At 55.8% G+C, this 17,900-nt stretch carries 17 protein-coding genes; 5 read left to right on the top strand and 12 right to left on the bottom strand.

What is annotated here, in order from left to right; translation table 11 throughout:
* Positions 1–31: 31 nt before the first annotated feature.
* The 7 genes from ACE38U_RS15930 to rhlE form a co-directional block, all read right to left on the bottom strand.
* Entirely contained in the window at positions 32–1,426 is a 1,395-nt protein-coding gene (locus tag ACE38U_RS15930) for a glycoside hydrolase family 1 protein (RefSeq protein WP_038474407.1), read from the bottom strand.
* 15 nt (positions 1,427–1,441) lie between these two features.
* Entirely contained in the window at positions 1,442–3,286 is a 1,845-nt protein-coding gene (bglF, locus tag ACE38U_RS15925) for a PTS beta-glucoside transporter subunit IIABC (protein WP_038474410.1), read from the bottom strand.
* A gap of 136 nt (positions 3,287–3,422) precedes the next feature.
* Positions 3,423–4,262 carry a transcriptional antiterminator BglG gene (gene bglG, locus ACE38U_RS15920; RefSeq protein WP_038474413.1) on the bottom strand — a complete coding sequence of 280 codons (840 nt, stop codon included), beginning with the start codon at positions 4,260–4,262 and terminating at the stop codon, positions 3,423–3,425.
* A 161-nt stretch (positions 4,263–4,423) separates the two neighbouring features.
* Positions 4,424–5,314 (bottom strand): 5'/3'-nucleotidase SurE, encoded by an 891-nt coding sequence (surE, locus tag ACE38U_RS15915; RefSeq protein ID WP_375530105.1) that lies wholly within the window; start codon positions 5,312–5,314, stop codon positions 4,424–4,426.
* Positions 5,315–5,338: 24 nt separating this feature from the next.
* The gene (locus tag ACE38U_RS15910; protein ID WP_375530104.1) at positions 5,339–6,667 is read right to left on the bottom strand and encodes an OprD family porin; all 1,329 of its coding nucleotides are present in this window, start codon (positions 6,665–6,667) and stop codon (positions 5,339–5,341) included.
* A 280-nt stretch (positions 6,668–6,947) separates the two neighbouring features.
* Positions 6,948–7,883 (bottom strand): tRNA dihydrouridine(16) synthase DusC, encoded by a 936-nt coding sequence (gene dusC / locus ACE38U_RS15905; protein WP_176983209.1) that lies wholly within the window; start codon positions 7,881–7,883, stop codon positions 6,948–6,950.
* Between the two features lie 160 nt (positions 7,884–8,043).
* Positions 8,044–9,444, bottom strand: coding sequence for an ATP-dependent RNA helicase RhlE (gene rhlE / locus ACE38U_RS15900; RefSeq protein ID WP_176983210.1), 1,401 nt, complete (start codon positions 9,442–9,444; stop codon positions 8,044–8,046).
* A 252-nt stretch (positions 9,445–9,696) separates the two neighbouring features.
* Between rhlE and cecR the strand changes: the two genes are divergently transcribed.
* From cecR to ACE38U_RS15875, 5 genes are read left to right on the top strand one after another with little or no spacing between them, the layout of a single operon-like run.
* Entirely contained in the window at positions 9,697–10,392 is a 696-nt protein-coding gene (gene cecR / locus ACE38U_RS15895) for a transcriptional regulator CecR (RefSeq protein ID WP_375530103.1), read from the top strand.
* Positions 10,382–11,389, top strand: coding sequence for a secretion protein HlyD (gene hlyD / locus ACE38U_RS15890; RefSeq protein WP_176983234.1), 1,008 nt, complete (start codon positions 10,382–10,384; stop codon positions 11,387–11,389). Before cecR ends, hlyD begins: the two co-directional genes overlap by 11 nt.
* A complete protein-coding gene (locus ACE38U_RS15885; RefSeq protein ID WP_375530102.1) occupies positions 11,376–13,124 on the top strand; it encodes an ATP-binding cassette domain-containing protein in 1,749 nt (582 codons plus the stop codon). The genes hlyD and ACE38U_RS15885 overlap by 14 nt, the downstream gene beginning before the upstream one ends.
* On the top strand, positions 13,111–14,250 hold the full coding sequence (locus ACE38U_RS15880) for an ABC transporter permease (protein WP_176983213.1): 1,140 nt from the start codon (positions 13,111–13,113) through the stop codon (positions 14,248–14,250). Before ACE38U_RS15885 ends, ACE38U_RS15880 begins: the two co-directional genes overlap by 14 nt.
* A gap of 10 nt (positions 14,251–14,260) precedes the next feature.
* On the top strand, positions 14,261–15,367 hold the full coding sequence (locus tag ACE38U_RS15875; RefSeq protein ID WP_038474437.1) for an ABC transporter permease: 1,107 nt from the start codon (positions 14,261–14,263) through the stop codon (positions 15,365–15,367).
* Here the strand turns inward: ACE38U_RS15875 and ACE38U_RS15870 are convergent.
* From ACE38U_RS15870 to moaC, 5 genes are all read right to left on the bottom strand, one after another.
* Complete coding sequence (locus ACE38U_RS15870) at positions 15,329–15,736, bottom strand: YbhQ family protein (RefSeq protein ID WP_038474441.1); 408 nt, start codon at positions 15,734–15,736, stop codon at positions 15,329–15,331. The genes ACE38U_RS15875 and ACE38U_RS15870 overlap by 39 nt on opposite strands.
* A 185-nt stretch (positions 15,737–15,921) precedes the next feature.
* On the bottom strand, positions 15,922–16,632 hold the full coding sequence (locus ACE38U_RS15865) for a Bax inhibitor-1/YccA family protein (RefSeq protein WP_176983214.1): 711 nt from the start codon (positions 16,630–16,632) through the stop codon (positions 15,922–15,924).
* 90 nt (positions 16,633–16,722) lie between these two features.
* Positions 16,723–17,175, bottom strand: a complete 453-nt coding sequence (gene moaE, locus ACE38U_RS15860; RefSeq protein WP_375530101.1) for a molybdopterin synthase catalytic subunit MoaE — start codon at positions 17,173–17,175, stop codon at positions 16,723–16,725.
* Complete coding sequence (gene moaD, locus ACE38U_RS15855; protein ID WP_038474448.1) at positions 17,176–17,421, bottom strand: molybdopterin synthase sulfur carrier subunit; 246 nt, start codon at positions 17,419–17,421, stop codon at positions 17,176–17,178.
* Positions 17,414–17,899 (bottom strand): cyclic pyranopterin monophosphate synthase MoaC, encoded by a 486-nt coding sequence (moaC, locus tag ACE38U_RS15850; RefSeq protein ID WP_176983216.1) that lies wholly within the window; start codon positions 17,897–17,899, stop codon positions 17,414–17,416. The genes moaD and moaC overlap by 8 nt, the downstream gene beginning before the upstream one ends.
* Position 17,900 lies beyond the last annotated feature (1 nt).

Below are 17,900 nucleotides of genomic sequence, written 5' to 3'. Positions count from 1 at the left end.
GAAAAAGTATTTTCCCTCCTGTGGTTACGACTTAGCGCTTGAGGCTGCCGCCGTTGGTGGCAATAACCTCTTTGTACCAGTGGAAGCTTTTCTTTCTTGAACGCGCCAGCGAGCCATTTCCCTGGTCATCACGGTCCACATAGATAAACCCGTAGCGCTTCGATAGCTCGGCCTTCGAGGCGCTGACCAGGTCGATAGGCCCCCAGCTGGTGTAACCCAGCATTTCTACACCGTCCTCAATTGCCTCGCCCACCTGCACCAGATGGTCGTTCAGATAGCTGATGCGATAGTCATCGTTGATCGTACCGTCGGCTTCGGGTTTGTCTTTCGCCCCCAGGCCGTTTTCAACGATAAACAGCGGCTTCTGATAGCGATCCCACAGCGTGTTGAGCAAAATGCGTAGCCCTACCGGATCAATCTGCCAGCCCCACTCGGAGCTTGCCAGATGCGGGTTCGGCACCATGCTGAGAATGTTGCCTCGCGCCTTTGCGTTAAGCTCTTCATCCGCCGTGACGCAGCCGGTCATGTAGTAGCTAAACGAGATAAAGTCGACGGTATTTTTCAGGATCTCACGATCGTTCTCGCTGATTTCAAGCTGAATGCCGTTATCACGGAAATAGCGCAGCATATAGCCCGGATAGCAGCCCCGGCACTGAACGTCGCCGAAGAATAACCAGCTACGGTTTTCCTGCAGCGTTTCCAGCACGTCGTCTGGCTTGCAGGTGAGCGGGTACATCAGGCCACCCAGCAGCATATTGCCAATTTTTGCGTCAGGAATGATTTCATGGCAGGCCTTAACCGCCAGGCTGCTGGCAACCAGCTGGTGATGAATAGCCTGGTAAACTGCGCCTTTCTCCGGCTCGCCTTCAAGCCCGACGCCGGTCAGCGGCGCGTGCAGCGACATGTTGATCTCATTGAACGTCAGCCACAGCTTTACCTTGTGCTGATAGCGGCTGAAAACGCAGCGCGCATAGCGTTCGAAGCAGTCAATAACTTTGCGATTGCCCCAGCCACCGTATTGCTTAACCAGGCCCCACGGCATTTCGTAGTGGGACAAGGTCACCATCGGCTGAATGCCGTGCTGCGCCAGCTCATCAAACAGCTTGTCGTAAAACGCCAGCCCGGCCTCGTTCGGCTCAAGCTCGTCGCCCTGCGGGAAGATACGCGTCCAGGCGATAGAAATTCGCAGGCAGCTGAACCCCATTTCGGCAAACAGCGCAACATCCTGCGGGTAACGATGGTAGAAATCGATGGCGATGTCTTTGATCCCGCTATCCCCCGGCACGCGCTCCTTCTGCGCGCCAAAAACCCCCTGCTGCATGACGTCCGAGGTAGAAATGCCCTTCCCGTCCTCCTGCCACGCGCCTTCGACCTGATTGGCGGCAATAGCGCCGCCCCACAGAAATGTCTTCGGAAATGCTGTCATATCATTCTCCTTTGCTTAACGTTCTACCGTCAGGAACGGCATACCTGAATTGAGGGTGGACTGCTGCGCCACGCGCGTCACACCCTGGTAATCATCGCTATTGCTGACGATTATCGGCGTGGCGAGATCGTACCCGGCGGCAAGGATCGCCTCGCGGTCGAATTCAATCAGCAGATCGCCGGGTTTAATTTTGTCCCCCGGCTGGACGTGTGCGGTGAAGTGCTGTCCATCCAGCTTCACCGTGTCGATACCAACGTGGATTAAAACTTCGATACCGCTGTCGCTCAGCAGGCCAATGGCGTGGCGAGTCTGGAACAGCGAGGCAACCTCACCGTAAAACGGCGCGCGGACTTCATTGTTCAGCGGAATAATGGCCGCGCCCTTGCCTAACAATCCCCCGGCAAAAGTGGCGTCAGGGACCTGGTCCATCTCCAGCACGGTGCCGCTCATCGGGGCCAGAATGCTGTCATCTCCGGCTATGGCCGTTGGTAATGAAGCGGACTGCACGCTGCGCGGCAGGCCAAAGGCCCAGGTCAACCCGCAGGCCAGCACCAGCGACAGTACGGTACCGATAATCGCGCCCCAGACGGTGCTGTCCATGCCGCCAGGAGGCAGCATTTGCGCCAGGCTGAAAATGCTCGCCAGCCCGAAGGAGTAGAGGTTGCTCTGGCTAAAGCCGACGATAGCCCCGCCGATGCCCCCCGCAATACAGCCAAAAATGAAGGGGCGGCGATTGGGCAACGTCACGCCATATACAGCGGGTTCTGTTATGCCAAAGAGCCCGGCGGTGACCGCCGAGCCGGACAGCACTTTAAGTTTGGCGTCTCGCGTGGAGAGGAAGACCCCGAGCGTGGCCCCCACCTGCCCCATCACCGCCGGAAGCAGGAGCGGCATCAGCGTGTCGTGACCCAGCACGCTGAGGTTGTTGATCATGATGGGCACCAGCCCCCAGTGCAGGCCGAAGATCACGCAGATCTGCCAGATAGCCCCCATCACGGTTCCCGCCAGCCACGGTGCAAAGGCGTAAATAGCCTGATAGCCGTGTGCCAGCATCTGGCTAAGCCAGGTTGCCGCCGGGCCAATCACCAGAAACGTAAGCGGAACCACGACGCCCAGGCAGACCAGAGGGGTGAAAAAATTCTTCATCGCCGCCGGGAATACCTTATTGCAGCGCTTTTCGAGCCAGCAGCTGGCCCAGGCGGCAAAGATAATCGGGATGACAGACGAGCTGTAGTTGATAAAGGTCACCGGAATACCAAGAAAACGTTCCGGCTGGGATGCGGCTTCAAAAGCCTGAGTAATCAGAGGGTGCGTTAAAGCCCCGCCTATGGCCATGGTCAGGAACGGGCTGCCGCCAAATTTTTTCCCGGCCGTGTAGCCCAGAACCAACGGGAAGAAATAAAACAGCGAATCACTGGCCGCAAACCAGATTTTATAGGTAGCGGATTCGGTATTCAGCCAGCCACAAACGACGCTAAGCGACAGCATCCCCTTGAGAATACCGGAGGCGGCCATAACGCCAAGGAAAGGTGTAAAAATAGCCGAAACAATGTCGATCAGCCGGTTCAAAGGATTGTTTTTTTCCCCTTTGCTTTCCTGTGGCGAGGCGTCTTCATTGATGCCCGCAGCCAGACACACTGCCGAATAAACATCGTGCACGTGGTTGCCAATCACCACCTGAAATTGCCCACCGCTCTCCACTACCATGATAACGCCGGGATTATTCTTTAGCCCGGCGTCCGCGAGGGCGTTGTCTTTCAGCTTAAAGCGCAGCCTGGTCGCACAGTGCACCAGGCTAACGATGTTCGCCTTCCCGCCGACATGCTTCAGAATGTCCTGCGCCAGCCCTTGATAGTCCATAACCGCTTTCCTTTTACGTCACGCCCGCAGGCGAAATGTGCTGAGTAAGGTTAAAAAAAAACCTGAGCCGGCCGCCCCGCAGGGAAGCTAATGCTCAGGTTTTGCCTGCCGAAGCAGTAACAATCCGTCTTGTTGTTTAAGCCTTTTGGCTCTCTTTACGTACCCGCTCGATATGAATGGCGAGGAACATTATTTCTTCGTTGGTCAGCTCACGCTGATAGCTTTTGGCCAGGTGGCGCTGAAGTTTCTCCGCACAGCGCCACGCCAGCGGATAGTTCTCTTTCACCGCCACGTGCAGCGTTTCGTCGTCATCCGCGACGGTGGTACGATTTAGCATTCTTTGGGCAAAAAACTTCAAATGCGTCACGAAACGCTGGTAGCTCAGGCTCTCTTCCTGGTACTCAATTTGCAGCTGGTACTTCACGATATGCAGGATTTCCTGCATCACGCGAGTAACGTCCATGACCTCCGGCATCTCCCCTGCAAGCTGGGCGGTCACCAGGTGCAGCGCAATAAACCCTGCCTCGTCTTCCGCCAGCCGCACGCCAAGGCGCTGGTCGATAATGCCAAGCGCCTCAACGCCCAGGGAAAACTCCCTGGGATAAAGGCGCTTGATCTCCCAGAGCAGCACGTTGCGAATGGCCATGCCCTTTTTCTGACGCTCAATCGCAAAGTGGCAGTGGTCGGTGAGCGAAATGTAGAGACTTTCCTGCAGCTTGCCGAGCCGCTCACGCGCCAGTTGAATAATCCTGTCGCAGGCGGTCATCACCTCCAGCGGGATCTGGTTCAACAGTTCACTTAACCGCGCCACCAGCTCATCGCTTTGCAGGGCAAAAACCTTTTCTATCTTGCTGCGGTCGAGGCTATCGCCCGGCTGCTTTTGAAACCCCAGCCCCTTTCCCATTACCACCTGCTCGCGCTGGTGCTCGTCGAGGATAACCACTACGTTGTTGTTCAGTATCTTGGCAATTTCCATGGTTACCCCAGAAACAAAAAAACCTGACCTCTGGCAGAGCCAGATAATCAGGTTTTGCCTGCTAAGCGCAGTAACAATCCAACTTCCGCACTCTATCACGGAGAATATATCGCTCAAGCGCGCAGGGCGAAAAGCGTGATAACGATCGCGGCACCGGGTTGCTATTTGGCTTCAGCCTCCACGGAAAACAGCTTGCGGTACTGTTCGTCAAACTGCGGGGCGTTCCACTCTCCGTCAAAAACGGTCCAGGTGATGTACCCGCGGTTCAGCCAGCCGGTATCGGTGTCAGTGTCCACCGGCGTCAGCACTTTTTCACTCATGATTTGCTGAGCTTTGCCGTCCGGGAGCAGCTTGTAATAGTGCTGCGGCACCGGGTTACGCTCGTTCTCAACAAATTTCACGCCCTTAACGGCCTTCTTTTCCAGCGGCGGATAGTTGATGCTTAAACCTGACCCAGCGGGCAGAACCGGCTTGCCCGGCTGCCAGGTTTTTGCCAGCGTATCCACCAGCCCGGCGACGTAATCGACGGAATCCGGCCAGTACTTATGGGTACTTGGCCAACCAGCCTTCATCTCCTGCTCGCTGAGAATATAGCCAATGCTGGCGGCAATAGACGGGTAGCCGTAACGAACAGCACGAGCGGCAGCACCAATCGTGCCCGAATTAAGCTGCGCGACGCCGGTATTTGGCCCATCATTTACGCCGGAGATAACCAGGTCAGGAGGCGTCTCTTTCATCACGCCCAGCACGCCAAAATCAAGGGAGTCTGCCGGCGTACCCGGGAAGCAGTAGCGCTTATCAGCGACCTTTTTGACGTCGAAAATTTTATTCGGCTTGAAGGTAATGGCCGAGCCAATACCGCTTTGATTAGTGGCGGGGGCAACCATCCAGACGTCATACCCTTTCGCCGCCAGTTTCTCCTGCAATGAGGTTGTCCCCACCGACTGGCAGCCATCGTCATTGACTAACAGAATACGCATGGGGCGCTCGGCGGCAAAGGCAGAGCCCGCCATTAACGTAAGCACCAGTCCGGCGATAATATTCTTTTTCATATTTACTCCTTATTTATAACGTCATCAAAATAGATTAAACCGATATTCAATGCGCACACTTCCCCCAACGCCTTTCGCGCGACGGAAAGTACTATTATCACTGGCGAGAGAAGGCGCTCCGGCAGAGGTTAATTTCCAGCTATAGCTCGGACCGAACCCGGCAAATACATTCAAGCCTTTAATCTGCGGGCTATTCCAGAGAAAATAGCCGCCATACTCCCACTCTTTTAAACTCACGCCTTTATATTCCATTCCAAAGCCGTAATTACCGTACACGCCGACTAATAGCTCAGGCAGGATCTGATACTGGCTGTATAAATACAGCATCTGCTCCCCGTCATTGATATAGTCATTACCTTCACCGTCGGCCTTGCTATTAAAGGCACCTCGCGTATTTTTACCAAAATGCCAATAGAAGTGGCCTAAACCATTATCCAGCCTGGCCTGGGTATGCGACCAGCCGAACCCGGATTCAGAACGCCCGTACTGATAGCCGACAAGTGCAAACAGGTGTTGTGCGCTGCGGCTAAACCCACGGGCACCCTCCCATTCGCTAAGGCCACGGGCGTAATAGTAGGTGCTCCTTGCCAGCAGGTTGAAGTCATCCGTCAGCGGCACGAGAGCGTTGGCCTCAAGCCCGTGACGCAGAAGATAGCTATCACTCTCGGCGGCGATATAGCTGATTTTACTGCCCTTAGCGGGTACCCAGCTCAGCTCTCCGGTGGCGATATAGTCTATTTGCTTGTTGGATTTCAGGGTTCTAAAACGGCGCTTTTCCGGCTCATCTCGTTCCGAAAAACGGTTAACGACGGCGGCCTTTGCGCCAAAGGCATCCCAGGCTAGTTCAGAGCTAACGCCTTCCCAGGTACTCGGCGCGGCGCGGCTGCGGGTCACATTTAGCGCGGCAAATTTATAGAGCTGCCGCCAGCCTGCCCACAGCGACAGGTGGCGCTGTGGATCGCCCCAGCGCGCTTTGGCGTACAGTTGCCCGAGCTTATTGAAGCCCTGTGCTTTACCGTTTTTATCCCGCAGTAAATCCCTGCCGTAGAACGCGTCGTTAGCATAGAGTTTAGCCACCCCATACCACGAAGCATCGACCCCAACATGATCCCACAGCCAGCCGCTTTGCCAGTCTAGGTGCAGCGCCTGAGCCCAGGCAATCTGGTCCCCGATGCCCCGATCTGCCATCGCATCTGACGTGTTAAGCATCCAGACATTTTTTAACGTCGCGTCGAGATGGCTGTCCGTGAGCAGCCCGCCGTCATAGTGGGAATAATCCGCTAAAGCATCTGGAATTCCTCCCAAACTCAGCAGCAGCATCATGCCGCCTGTTATTTTTGTGTGTGAGCACATGGTAAACGTCCCTTGTTTTAATAAAAAAAAGTTAAAAAAAAACCTAAGTTTCGCCCCCGACTACCGGAGAAAAAACTTAGGTTTTGCCTGTTAGACAGTAACAATCCTTTATTTATTTTACGCCGTCATACTGTCATCTCACTGAAATAAGCTCCAGCATTAAAAAGAAGAAAGATGGAAATTTGTGAAGCCGATTCAGAATTGAATGTAAGAAAGGAAGTTATACAACAAAAAAAAGCCCATTAATTAAAGCATCAATTAACGGGTTCTATAGGAAAATTTATTTCAACGCACCAATCACGTGGGCGATATCTCCGGACGTTTTTAGCGTACGAATAACCGTAAACAGTTCCGTTGCCTCTACGTATTCTTTACGCAAATAGCCAAGCCACTGCTTAATACGCGCCACGTGGTACATACCCGTGTCGCCCTGTTTTTCGAGGCGGCTGTATTTTTGCAAAAGCGTAACGACGTCGGCCCACGGCATACGTGCTTCGTTATATTTAATCACGCGGCTCAGGTTCGGTACATTTAACGCCCCGCGGCCGATCATCACAGAGTCACACCCCGTCGCCGCAAGGCAGTCCTGCGCGCTTTGCCAGTCCCAGATTTCACCGTTAGCGATGACCGGAATCGACAGCCGCTGGCGAATTTCGCCGATAGCACCCCAGTTGATAAGCTCGGCTTTATAGCCATCTTCTTTGGTGCGCCCGTGAACCACCAGCTCCGTCGCCCCCGCCTGCTCCACCGCATCGGCAATTTCAAACTGCCGCGCGCCGCTGTCCCAGCCGAGGCGAATTTTTACCGTGACCGGTAAATGTGCGGGAACGGCCTCACGCATGGCTTTCGCCCCACGATAAATAAGTTCAGGATCTTTCAGCAGAGTAGCGCCCCCGCCGCTGCCGTTGACCAGCTTAGACGGGCAACCACAGTTCAGGTCAACGCCCCAGGAACCCAGCTCGACCGCGCGAGCGGCGTTCTCAGCCAGCCACTGTGGGTACTGCCCTAACAGCTGAACGCGGACCAACGTTCCAGACGGCGTGCGGCTGGCATGGTTAAGTTCAGGGCAAAGTTTGAGGAAGGATTTAGCCGGTAAAAGCTGATCGACCACGCGAAGAAATTCGGTGATACAGAGATCGTAGTCGTTAACCTCGGTAAGAAGTTCGCGAACTAAAGAGTCGAGAACGCCTTCCATCGGGGCAAGAAGAACACGCATGACGCATCCGATAATATTTGTGTTGTTGTCCCCTCACCCCGGCCCTCTCCCCAAAGAGGAGAAGGGGGAAAACATAGCCCCTCGCCCCGAAGGGGAACACAGGACGTCTTTAATCCCCTCTCCCTTTTAGGGAGAGGGTTAGGGTGAGGGTATAAAAAACTTACTGCGCCGAGGCTGGCTTACGCGGTGGACGACGACGACGGGCGTTTTCACCTGCCGGCTTCGCTGCACCTTCGCCCTGCGGTTTACCGCTGCGACGCGGGCCGTTGTTACGATCGCCGGAGGCATTAGCGCTACCGCCGTTGCCGCTGCGACGTTGGCCCTGCCCCTGGCTTTGACCACCGCGACCGCCCTGGCCACCACGACCGCCGCCGCCGCCACGCTGCTGGCGACCGTTCACGATAGGCTCGGCTGGAATCGACGGATCAACCGCGTATCCCTCCAGCGCCATACGTGGGATCTCACGCTTCAGTAGACGCTCAATATCGCGCAACAGCTTATGCTCATCGACACAAACCAGAGACAGCGCTTCGCCCGTGGCCGCCGCACGACCGGTACGGCCAATACGGTGCACGTAGTCTTCCGGGACGTTCGGCAGCTCGTAGTTAACGACGTGCGGCAGCTCTTCGATATCCAGACCGCGAGCCGCGATATCGGTCGCAACCAGGACGCGAATGCCGCCGCTTTTGAAGTCGGCCAGCGCGCGAGTACGGGCACCCTGACTCTTGTTACCGTGGATTGCCGCCGCGGTAATGCCGTCTTTTTGCAGCTGCTCAGCAAGGTGGTTAGCGCCATGCTTGGTGCGGGTAAACACCAGCACCTGCTGCCAGTCGCCTTCGCCAATCATCTGCGACAGCAGTTCCCGCTTGCGCTTTTTATCCACAAAGTGAACATGCTGAGTGACCTGCTCAGAAGCCGTGTTGCGGCGAGCCACTTCCACTTCTTCCGGGTTATGCAGCAGCTTTTCAGCCAGGCCTTTAATGTCGTCGGAGAAGGTTGCCGAGAACAGCAGGTTCTGGCGACGCGCAGGCAGCTTAGCCAGCACGCGACGGATATCATGGATAAAGCCCATGTCCAGCATGCGGTCGGCTTCATCCAGTACGAGGATCTCGATTTGGTCGAGTTTCACGGCGTTCTGATGCTCAAGATCCAGCAGACGACCCGGGGTCGCTACCAGCACATCCACGCCACCGCGCAGCTTCATCATCTGCGGGTTAATGCTCACGCCGCCGAAGACAACCAGCGAGCGGATATTCAAATATTTGCTGTAGTCGCGGACGTTCTCACCAATCTGCGCCGCCAGTTCGCGGGTAGGGGTGAGGATCAGCGCACGCACCGGGCGACGGCCCTTCAGGTGAGGCGCGCTGTCGGTCAGACGCTGTAACAGCGGCAGGGTAAAACCTGCGGTCTTGCCGGTACCGGTTTGGGCACTGGCCATCAGGTCACGGCCTGCTAACACTACCGGAATTGCCTGACGCTGGATTGGGGTAGGCTCACGATAGCCCTGCTCTTCCACCGCACGCAAAATATCGGCATTCAGGCCGAGAGAATCAAAAGACATAGGAACTCCAGAACCGCCCTGACCGCAATGTGCGGTGTAGTTTCCAGGGGGAACATCACGCGCCAGCGCTAAGCTGGCGAAGAGAGGAGGCGCAAACCACGGCGCCGTTCGCGAGCAGTGTAGCAGTTTTTGTGATCTTCCGCATAAATTCTCACTTTCGGCGCAGTCAACAGAATAAAGCCTTGTGCTGGACAGGCTCGATAACTTTGCTTACGCTTAATCAATCGATTGATTAACTTTTAAGAGGTCGGTATGACACCTTCGCCGACGCCCGTCACCAGCCGCGGAGAGCAGGCTAAAAATACGCTAATTACCGCCGCGATAGCGCAATTTGCCGAATACGGCATGCATGCTACTACGCGCGATATCGCCGCTCAGGCCGGGCAAAATATAGCCGCCATTACCTATTACTTTGGCTCCAAAGAAGCGCTGTATATGGCCTCCGCTCAGTGGATTGCCGACTTCATCAGCGGTAATTTTCACGCGCACGTTGCCGCCGCAGAGTCGCTACTAAACCAGACCGAGCCGGACCAGCAGAAAATACGCCATCTTATTCATACCGCGCTCGGGCAAATGATCGCCCTGCTGACCGCGGACGACACGCTTAATCTGAGCAAATTTATCTCCCGCGAACAGCTTTCCCCCACCGCTGCCTATCAGCTTATTCACCAGCAGGTTATCGACCCCATGCACTCCCTGCTGACCACGCTGGTTGCGCACTACACCGGGCGGGATCCTTTTGATACCGACACGATTTTGCATACCCATACGCTGCTCGGCCAGGTGCTGGCCTTCCGGCTTGGGCGAGAAACGATTCTGTTACGCACCGGCTGGCCGCAGTTTGACCAGGCAAAGGTGCAGCAAATAAGCCGCGTGGTGCTGAGCCACGTTGATTTCATCCTGCAGGGATTATCCGTAAACAGAGGACACGCTAGTGATGAACAGTAAGAAGCCGGTGATTGCCGTCATTGTCATTTTAGTGCTCGTGGCCGCGGCCTTTGGTGGCTGGAAATGGTATCAAAGCCAGCAGAACAGCGAGCTAACGCTTTACGGCAACGTGGATATTCGCACCGTTAACCTGAGCTTCCGCGTTGGCGGTCGTCTTGCAGCGCTTGAGGTTGACGAGGGCGATGCCATCAAGGCCGGTGAGCCATTGGGGTTGATTGACAAAGCGCCTTATGAAAACGCCCTGCGTCAGGCAGAGGCAAACGTGGCGGCGGCGCAGGCCAAATACGATTTGATCATTGCCGGCTATCGCGATGAAGAAATTGCTCAGGCGGCCGCTCAGGTTAATCAGGCCCAGGCCGCCTATGATTATGCGCAGAACTTTTACCAGCGCCAGCAGGGGCTTTGGGCGACAAAAACCATCTCGGCGAATGACTTAGCCAACGCCCGCTCCTCAAGCGACCAGGCAAAAGCCACGCTGAAAGCAGCCCAGGACAAACTCAGCCAATACCGCAGCGGCAACCGCCCGCAGGAAATTGCTCAGGCTCAGGCCAGCCTGCAGCAGGCTAAAGCGCAGCTGGCACAGTCTCAGCTCGACCTGCAGGACACCACCCTGCTCGCTCCTTCTGACGGCACGCTGTTAACCCGCGCCGTTGAGCCCGGCAGCATGCTTAACGCAGGCAGTACGGTACTCACGCTTTCACTTACCCGCCCGGTGTGGATCCGCGCCTATATCGACGAAACCAATCTTGGGCAGGCCAAACCCGGCAGCGAACTGCTGATTTACACCGATGGCCGCCCGGACAAGCCTTACCACGGCAAGGTAGGTTTTGTGTCACCGACTGCGGAGTTCACCCCAAAAACGGTTGAAACACCGGATCTGCGCACGGATTTAGTCTATCGCTTACGTATTATCGTCACCGATGCAGATGACGCGCTGCGCCAGGGCATGCCGGTCACGGTGAAATTCAACGGCGGAACACAGCATGAGCAGCAATGACGCGGTAATTCGCCTGCAGGGGCTGGTAAAACGCTTCCCCGATCTGGAAAAACCGGCGGTCGCCAGCCTTGATTGCGAAATTCACGCGGGAGCGGTGACCGGGCTGGTTGGCCCCGACGGCGCGGGGAAAACCACGCTGATGAGGATGCTTGCCGGTTTGCTGCAACCTGGCGAAGGAACGGCCTCGGTTATCGGCCTCGACCCGATTAAAGACGATCGCGCCCTGCGTGCTGAACTGGGCTATATGCCGCAAAAGTTTGGCCTGTACGAAGATTTAACGGTGATGGAAAACCTCACGCTTTATGCCGACCTGCGAGGCGTGACCGGGGAGCAGCGTAAGAGCACGTTTGCCCGACTGCTGGAGTTTACATCCCTGGGGCCATTTACCGGGCGCCTGGCGGGCAAGCTCTCCGGTGGAATGAAGCAAAAGCTTGGCCTGGCCTGCACCCTGGTCGGCCAGCCTAAGGTACTGCTGCTGGATGAGCCCGGCGTGGGCGTTGACCCTATCTCAAGGCGCGAACTGTGGCAGATGGTGCACGAGCTGGCGGGTGAAGGCATGCTGATCCTCTGGAGCACGTCATATCTGGACGAAGCCGAGCAGTGCCGGGAAATTTTGCTGATGAACGAAGGTGAGCTGCTTTATCACGGCGCGCCGAAAGCGCTGACGCAGAAGATGGCCGGGCGCTCGCTGCTGGTCAGCCATGAGCACGAAAACAACCGCCAGCTTCTTCAGCGGGCCCTGAAGCTACCGCAGGTCAGCGACGGTGTGATTCAGGGACGCTCTGTACGGCTTATCCTTGCTAAGGATTCCAACATCAGCGAACTGGCTAACGCGTTGAATGTCTCTGAGTCCAGCCTGAAAGAAACCGACCCGCGCTTTGAAGACGCCTTTATTGATTTACTGGGCGGGGCCACTACTAACGAATCCCCGCTCGGCGATATTCTTCATACCGTTGAAGGCGAGTCCGGCGAGACGGTAATTCAGGCCGAAGAGCTGACCAAAAAATTTGGCGACTTTGCGGCAACCGACCACGTTAACTTTGCCGTTAAGCGCGGCGAAATCTTCGGGCTGCTCGGCCCCAACGGCGCGGGAAAGTCCACCACCTTCAAGATGATGTGCGGTTTATTAGTCCCCACTTCGGGTAAGGCGCTGGTGCTGGATATGGACCTGAAAACCAGCTCAGGCAAGGCGCGCCAGCATCTTGGCTATATGGCTCAGAAATTCTCGCTTTACGGCAACCTGACGGTAGCGCAGAACCTGCGTTTCTTCTCCGGGGTTTATGGCCTGCGCGGACGTGCCCAACAGGACAAAATTAACCGCATGAGCGAGGCGTTTGCGCTGCAGCCTATCGCCAATAGCACTACGGACTCGCTTCCACTGGGCTTTAAGCAGCGGCTGGCGCTCGCCTGTTCGCTGATGCACGAACCGGACATTCTGTTTCTTGACGAACCGACCTCCGGCGTCGACCCGATTACCCGGCGTGAATTCTGGCTGCATATCAACAGTATGGTGGAGAAAGGCGTCACGGTGATGGTGACCACTCACTTTATGGATGAGGCCGAATACTGCGACCGTATAGGCCTGGTGTACCGGGGCAAGCTGATTGCCAGCGGCACGCCGGACGACCTGAAGCAGCAGGTGGCGGATGACGAAACGCCAGACCCGACCATGGAGCAGGCGTTTATCGGGCTGATTCACGAATGGGATAAGGAACATAGCGATGAGCGAACATAGCCAAAGGGTATCGTGGCGCCGCGTCCGTGCCCTGTGCGTGAAAGAAACGCGGCAAATTGTGCGCGACCCCAGCAGTTGGTTAATCGCCGTGGTTATCCCTTTGCTGCTGCTGTTTATCTTCGGCTACGGCATCAACCTCGACTCCAGCCGCCTTCACGTCGGCGTTCTGATCGAGCAGCAGAGTGAAGACGCACTGGATTTCACCCATGCCATCAGCGCCTCGCCGTTTATTCAGCCCACCATCAGCGATAACCGCGAACAGCTTATTCAGCAGATGCAGGCCGGGAAAATTCGCGGCATGGTCACTATTCCCACCGACTTTGCACAAAATATGGCGCGGCCCGGCGCCACGGCCCCGATTCAGGTCATTACCGACGGCAGTGAACCGAACACGGCTAACTTTGTTCAGGGCTATATGCAGGGGATCTGGCAGCTTTGGCAACAGCAGCGGGCGGAAGATCGCGGCGAACATTTTGAGCCGCTAATCGACGTGCAGCTTCGCTACTGGTTTAACCCCGCCGCCATCAGCCAGCACTTTATTATTCCCGGTGCGGTGACCATCATTATGACGGTTATCGGCGCGATACTGACCTCACTGGTCGTGGCCCGGGAATGGGAGCGCGGCACCATGGAGGCGCTGCTTTCAACCCAGGTGACGCGCACCGAACTGCTGCTCTGCAAGCTGGTGCCTTACTACGTGCTGGGCATGCTGGCGATGCTGCTTTGTATGCTGGTGACGGTGTTTATCCTCGGCGTGCCCTGGCGCGGCTCGCTGATTCTGCTGTTCCTGATAACCAGCCTCTTTTTACTCAGCACGCTGGGCATGGGCTTGCTGATTTCCACCATTACGCGCAACCAGTTCAATGCCGCGCAGGTCGCGCTTAACGCCGCCTTTTTGCCGTCCATCATGCTGTCAGGCTTTATTTTCCAGATAGACAGCATGCCGGCCATTATCCGGGCAGTAACCTATGTTATTCCGGCACGCTACTTCGTCAGCACCCTACAAAGCCTGTTTTTGGCCGGCAATATCACCTCGGTGCTTATCGTCAACACGCTGTTTTTAATTGCCTCGGCGGTGATGTTTATCGGCCTGACGGCGCTGAAAACTAAACGTCGGCTCGATTAAGGGAGAAAGCATGTTTTATCGTTTATGGACGCTAATTCGCAAAGAGTTGCAGTCGCTGCTGCGCGAGCCGCAAACCCGCGCCATCCTTATTTTGCCGGTGCTGCTACAGGTGCTTTTGTTTCCGTTTGCCGCCACCCTTGAGGTGACTAACGCCACCATCGCCATTTATAACGAGGATAACGGCAGCCATTCGATTGAGCTGACCCAGCGCTTTGCTCGCGCCAGCGCCTTCAGCAACGTGCTGCTGCTAAAAAGCCCGCAGGAAATACAGCCGACCATCGACAACCAGAAAGCGTTACTGCTGATTCGTTTCCCGGCTAATTTCTCGCGCGACATCGCCAGCCAGCAGCCGGCGAAGCTGCAAATTCTGCTCGACGGGCGCAACTCAAACAGCGCCCAGATTGCCGCCAACTATCTCCAGCAAATCGTTAATAACTACCAGCAAGAGCTGATGACGGGCATGCCGAAGCCAAACAATAGCGAGCTGACGATCCGCAACTGGTATAACCCAAACCTGGATTACAAATGGTTCGTGGTGCCGTCGCTGATAGCGATGATAACCACTATCGGGGTGATGATCGTGACATCGCTTTCCGTCGCCCGTGAACGTGAGCAAGGCACGCTCGACCAGCTGCTGGTTTCTCCTCTGGCGACCTGGCAAATCTTTATCGGCAAGGCGGTTCCGGCACAGATTGTGGCACTGGTTCAGGCCAGTATCGTGCTGGCGGTAGGGATTTGGGGCTATCACATCCCCTTCTCCGGCTCGCTGCTGCTGTTTTACTTCACGATGATTATCTACGGGCTGTCGCTGGTGGGATTCGGGCTGCTGATTTCCGCCCTCTGCTCCACCCAGCAGCAGGCGTTTATCGGCGTGTTTGTCTTTATGATGCCGGCGATCCTGCTTTCCGGCTATGTCTCGCCGGTAGAAAATATGCCGGTGTGGCTGCAGGATTTAACGTGGATAAACCCGATTCGCCATTTCACTGACATCACGAAGCAGATTTACCTGAAGGATGCGAACTTTGGGATTGTCTGGCAGAGTTTATGGCCGCTGCTGGTGATTGCGGCCACGACAGGATCAGCGGCGTACTGGATGTTTAGGCGCAAGATTGCCTGATTTGTCTTTCGCGAGCAGAGAGTAAATAGCCGGTCCCGCAAGCATCGCCAGGCCGGCCAGCCCCAGAAGAAGGTGGCTCTGCACCACGCGTGACAGTAGCCACAGGGCAATCATCGCATTGCCGAAATACCAGGTGGTGGTCAGCTCTTCGAGGAAGTCACCGATGTCGCGCAGCAGGCCGGTATGAAAACGCTGGAAGATAAACATCATGACCACGGTGGCGACATAAAGCAGGCACAGCCCTACTCCCACGGGGATCAGGGTTGCCGTTTTCCAGCCAACGAGCAGGACAGCGACCACCGCAAGATGCAGCATAATCTGCCAGCAACCCAGTCCGGTTCTCACTCTTACACGTTGTTGCCACTTCATGTTTTATCTCCTGGAGTATTTCTTCCTGTTAATCAGAGTACGCAAGTGTACGGAAATTTCCTCAATACGCCCCCTTTTTGTGACAGGTATTGCAATATATTTCCGTTCTGGCAGGCAAAAGTGCTGGAAAGAAAAGCAAAACTGCGGGGGTAAAACCCTCTCCCGAAGGAGAGGATATGGGTATATTAGCGGCGGTTACCGAAGATACGCAGCAGCATCAGGAACAGGTTAATAAAGTCCAGATACAGCGTTAAGGCGCCAAGAATGGAGTACTTACGCAGCATTTGCGCGTCGCGGGTATCAATCTGCTCGCCGATATTTTTCAGTTTCTGCGTGTCGTAAGCGGTTAAGCCCACAAACACCACCACGCCGATATAGGTAATAGCCCACATCAGCACATCGCTTTTCAGCCAGAAGTTAACCAAAGAGGCGAGAACGATGCCGATCAGCGCCATAAACAGCATGTTGCCGAAGCCGCTCAGATCACGCTTAGTGGTGTAGCCATAGAGGCTCATGGCGCCAAACATCCCGCCGGCAACCACGAACGTGCTGGCGATAGACGAGTAGGTGTATACCAGGAAAATACTCGCCATGGTCAACCCGGTCAGCGCCGAGTAAAGCATAAACAGCGACGTCGCGACGCCAGCGCTAAGCTTATGCACCATGCCTGAGAGCACAAAAACCAGCCCCAGCTGGACGATAATCAGGCCAAAGAAGGTAATTTTACTGGAGAAGACAAACTGCATTACCGCCGGAGTATTGGCTGCATACCAGGCAATAAAGGCGGTCAAAAGCAGACCGCAGGTCATCCAGCCGTAGACCTGCGCCATAAAGGTCTGGAGGCCAGTGTTGGCACGCTGCACGATAGTCTCATTGGGACGCGGGAATCGGTCCATGATGCTTCCTCTGTGTTGTGAATTTAGCTTTTGACGCGAGCTGTTTGGCTCACCCGCTTTAAGATTAACACATCCCACAGGCCGCGCAGCCTACCAGCGTTTAGCCGCCTGTTTGTCGCTGTCTCTCGCCTCAACCCAGCGGTCGCCTTCCTCAGTCGCCTCACGCTTCCAGAACGGCGCGCGGGTTTTCAGGTAATCCATAATGAACTGGGCGGCTTCAAACGCCGAACTACGGTGCGCGCCCGTCACGCCGACAAAAACAATTTCGTCCCCCGGCCACAGTTCGCCGATGCGATGAATCACCGTCACGCGCTGGAGCGGCCAGCGGCTTCTGGCATCTTCAACGATTTCGGCCAGCGCTTTTTCGGTCATCCCCGGGTAGTGTTCGAGCGTCAGAGCGCTAACGCTATCTCCCAGATTATGATTGCGGACCTTGCCGGTGAAGGTTACGACCGCGCCGTCCTCATCACACTGAGAAAGCCACTGGTACTCTTCGCCGACGTTAAAATTCTCGCGGCCAACAATAATACGCGTGCTGTCCACTTAACCCCCTGTCACAGGTGGGAAGAAAGCGACTTCGTCACCTTTCGCAAGCGGATGGTCGAAGCTCACCAGCGTTTGGTTTACCGCCGCCAGCAGCTTGCCGGATTCCAGCGCCAGCGCCCAGCGATCGCCTCTGGTGGCTAACGCTGCACGTAGCTGCTCTACATCCCGGTAGGTTTCATCCAGCGTCAGGCTGTCGCAGTCGACCAGCTCGCGCACCTGGGCAAAAAACAAAACATTAAGCATTGTGTTCCACCCTGAAGTCACCGGATTTTCCACCGCTTTTTTCCAGCAAACGCACCGGGCCGATAACCATGTCTTTTTGCACCGCTTTGCACATGTCGTAGATGGTCAGCGCCGCGACGGACGCCGCCGTCAGAGCTTCCATCTCAACGCCGGTTTTACCGCTCAGACGGCACAGCGACTCAATACGTACGCGGTGGTGTTCAGTCTGGGCTTCCAGCTGCACTTCTACTTTGCTCAACAGCAGCGGATGGCACAGCGGGATCAGTTCCCAGGTACGTTTCGCGGCCTGAATACCCGCGATGCGCGCCGTGGCAAACACGTCACCTTTGTGGTGGCTGCCGTCAACGATCATTGCCAGCGTTTCCGGCTTCATGGTAACAAATGCTTCTGCGCGAGCTTCGCGCGCCGTTTCAGCTTTGGCGGACACGTCCACCATATGCGCTTCTCCGGCGGCGTTAATGTGGGTGAGTTGCGACATA

Origin of the sequence: Cedecea selenatireducens, from assembly GCF_042138895.1 — a bacterium.
Classification (GTDB): Bacteria; Pseudomonadota; Gammaproteobacteria; order Enterobacterales; family Enterobacteriaceae; genus Cedecea; species Cedecea selenatireducens.
This window is presented reverse-complemented; position numbering and strand designations above follow the sequence as displayed.

What these genes read in the sequence shown, in the direction of transcription:
- ACE38U_RS15930 (WP_038474407.1), bottom strand. Translation starts at nt 1,426, where the DNA reads ATGACAGCATTTCCGAAGACATTTCTGTGGGGCGGCGCTATTGCCGCC.
- bglF (WP_038474410.1), bottom strand. Translation starts at nt 3,286, where the DNA reads ATGGACTATCAAGGGCTGGCGCAGGACATTCTGAAGCATGTCGGCGGG.
- bglG (WP_038474413.1), bottom strand. Translation starts at nt 4,262, where the DNA reads ATGGAAATTGCCAAGATACTGAACAACAACGTAGTGGTTATCCTCGAC.
- surE (WP_375530105.1), bottom strand. Translation starts at nt 5,314, where the DNA reads ATGAAAAAGAATATTATCGCCGGACTGGTGCTTACGTTAATGGCGGGC.
- ACE38U_RS15910 (WP_375530104.1), bottom strand. Translation starts at nt 6,667, where the DNA reads ATGTGCTCACACACAAAAATAACAGGCGGCATGATGCTGCTGCTGAGT.
- dusC (WP_176983209.1), bottom strand. Translation starts at nt 7,883, where the DNA reads ATGCGTGTTCTTCTTGCCCCGATGGAAGGCGTTCTCGACTCTTTAGTT.
- rhlE (WP_176983210.1), bottom strand. Translation starts at nt 9,444, where the DNA reads ATGTCTTTTGATTCTCTCGGCCTGAATGCCGATATTTTGCGTGCGGTG.
- cecR (WP_375530103.1), top strand. Translation starts at nt 9,697, where the DNA reads ATGACACCTTCGCCGACGCCCGTCACCAGCCGCGGAGAGCAGGCTAAA.
- hlyD (WP_176983234.1), top strand. Translation starts at nt 10,382, where the DNA reads ATGAACAGTAAGAAGCCGGTGATTGCCGTCATTGTCATTTTAGTGCTC.
- ACE38U_RS15885 (WP_375530102.1), top strand. Translation starts at nt 11,376, where the DNA reads ATGAGCAGCAATGACGCGGTAATTCGCCTGCAGGGGCTGGTAAAACGC.
- ACE38U_RS15880 (WP_176983213.1), top strand. Translation starts at nt 13,111, where the DNA reads ATGAGCGAACATAGCCAAAGGGTATCGTGGCGCCGCGTCCGTGCCCTG.
- ACE38U_RS15875 (WP_038474437.1), top strand. Translation starts at nt 14,261, where the DNA reads ATGTTTTATCGTTTATGGACGCTAATTCGCAAAGAGTTGCAGTCGCTG.
- ACE38U_RS15870 (WP_038474441.1), bottom strand. Translation starts at nt 15,736, where the DNA reads ATGAAGTGGCAACAACGTGTAAGAGTGAGAACCGGACTGGGTTGCTGG.
- ACE38U_RS15865 (WP_176983214.1), bottom strand. Translation starts at nt 16,632, where the DNA reads ATGGACCGATTCCCGCGTCCCAATGAGACTATCGTGCAGCGTGCCAAC.
- moaD (WP_038474448.1), bottom strand. Translation starts at nt 17,421, where the DNA reads ATGCTTAATGTTTTGTTTTTTGCCCAGGTGCGCGAGCTGGTCGACTGC.
- moaC (WP_176983216.1), bottom strand. Translation starts at nt 17,899, where the DNA reads ATGTCGCAACTCACCCACATTAACGCCGCCGGAGAAGCGCATATGGTG.